The 2015-nt window shown below is 55.0% G+C and carries 2 protein-coding genes; one reads left to right on the top strand and one right to left on the bottom strand.

Features of this window, described 5'->3' with window-relative positions; genetic code table 11:
* Positions 1–74: 74 nt before the first annotated feature.
* Positions 75–1160, bottom strand: a complete 1086-nt coding sequence (locus tag ACH107_RS32330; protein ID WP_412509704.1) for an exonuclease domain-containing protein — start codon at positions 1158–1160, stop codon at positions 75–77.
* A 118-nt stretch (positions 1161–1278) separates the two neighbouring features.
* Here ACH107_RS32330 and ACH107_RS32325 point away from each other — a divergent pair, with 118 nt between their 5' ends.
* Positions 1279–1938 (top strand): hypothetical protein, encoded by a 660-nt coding sequence (locus tag ACH107_RS32325; RefSeq protein ID WP_412509703.1) that lies wholly within the window; start codon positions 1279–1281, stop codon positions 1936–1938.
* Positions 1939–2015 lie beyond the last annotated feature (77 nt).

The raw sequence follows: 2015 nt of genomic DNA, 5'->3' as shown, positions 1-2015 counted from the left end.
GCGCCAGGTGTCGAGCTGTTCTTGTCGTCCATGGTCCATTCTCCTTCGATGGAAAATTAGCGCTATGAACTGTCTCAGGAAACCGTGCCCCAACCCAGGCCCGCCTTGTCATTCCAATCATAGAACCCATTGAATATCTGCTCTTCGACAGGTTGGGGCTCCGCAGGAATCACCGTCGCATAGCGCGCAGTCATCGCGGTGATCAGTCGCCGCCGGAGCTCGGGGGCCTCTGCAAGCACCCGTGCACGGCGACGATGCTCATCTGTCACGGTTACGGGCGGCAATAGCACGGGGGCTTTGTTGACCGATATGGAACGCAAGAGGTGAGGTTCGCTGTCCATGGCCGCCATCAGGTCTGCGTCCGACGCGTTGATGAGATCTTGTGGGTCCACCGCGTCGAGATCAAACAAGTAAGCCTGGTTCGGATTTTTATCTGCATACCCGCAGAGACAACCCATGATCGCCTTCGGGGGGCCGGCGCCAAAGCGTCCTATCAGTTCAAGCGGCGCATACGGTTCTAACTGGGCCCGGACATGCCCTTTGTCGCGATTGGCCAGGAGTAGTTTCCAGAGATCGGGCGTACGCTCAGCGATCAGCCGCGCCATATGGATCGTGGCCTCCACGTCCCCTAATGCGTCATGGGCGTTATGCCCTGCAAAACCATTCTCTGGAGCTAGCCGCTCCAGCTTGAAGCGCACACGACCGGTTTCATCAACGGGCCAGTTGAACAGATCGGGGTGGCGCTGAAACATGGCGAATACGGCCGTCATGATGTCAAAGCGCGAATTGCCGTGGAATTGCGTGGCGAAAATCTCGGGCTGCAGATTTTGGTAGAACATTTGGCGCAGCATCTCTTCATCGAAGCGGATGCTGTTGAACCCGGTCCAGATCGCAGGGGACCAACGCGCCACAAGCGCCGTCAGATCCTGAGCGAACTCGAACAAGCTCGGCAATTCGGGATCGACAAGTTGATTTGGGCGCAACCCGGTGACCGCCAAGGCCTGCGGCGATGGGATAACATGTGGCGCCAAGCGGCAACGCAGATTGACACGCTCGATCTCCTGGAAGTTCGCATCCGTAAGTATGGCCGCAAATTGCAGGGGATGGTCGAAGGCAGGCGATGTGCCGGTGGTTTCGAGATCAAAAAATGCGAAATTCATATCACCTTGTAAGCTGAAGATCCCGATACGTCATCAATAGATTGACACATCACGGCGTCTATACGTCCATATATGTCGTAGGGATGTGTTATCTTTCAAGCCTCAGTACGGAGGCTGCATGACAAACAAATATGAACAATTCTACCTGACCACCCTAGCGCATCGACTTGCATCCAAATTTTCGGCGAGAAGTGTGGTGGCGACCGAGCTTTCAAACTGGACTGAGGACCAAGATCTTGGATTTGATTGGGATCCCGATATCGATCGCTTCAAAAAGAAGGGCATACCTTCTGAGGTTTGGGCAGAGCTTCACCAAAAACTTTCTCAACAGCAGGACGTAACAGGCCAGCCCAAAGCTGACTTGTTAGCCCAAAACATTCACGCGCTTGCAAGCCACATGGATTTGAACATGCCAGAAGCATCCATTCTGGAGCTTGCCATACGTGCGGCACGCGGCGGACCCGTCAGAACACTTTGTAACTCTCTGACCGACGACGCACGCCTCTCAATCGAAGAAACGGTTTTGGCACTCACCGCGCTTGAGCCCGCCCAAGTGCGTCCAGCTCTATCGCACTCCGGAAAGCTACTCATGTCTGGACTTGTCCAGTTCGAAAGAGGCAACTTCACTGGTCTCGGCATTGTGCCTTTGAATCGCGTGGTTGAAGCCATTGACCCCCCATCACGTGGGCTTGGGGATATTCTCGCCAGACTTTTTGATACAGTGTCAGCATCTGCCGTGTCTTGGCATGACTTTGAGTGTACCGGGGCACGGTTCTGAGACAGCGCGTTGCGCTGGTTAGGCCGCCATTTTAACCTCCGTGACGGCTTCGGGTTCAAGGGCTTTTTGCTCGGCCC

It is taken from the genome of Roseovarius halophilus (ex Wu et al. 2025) (genome assembly GCF_047086965.1).
This window is presented reverse-complemented; position numbering and strand designations above follow the sequence as displayed.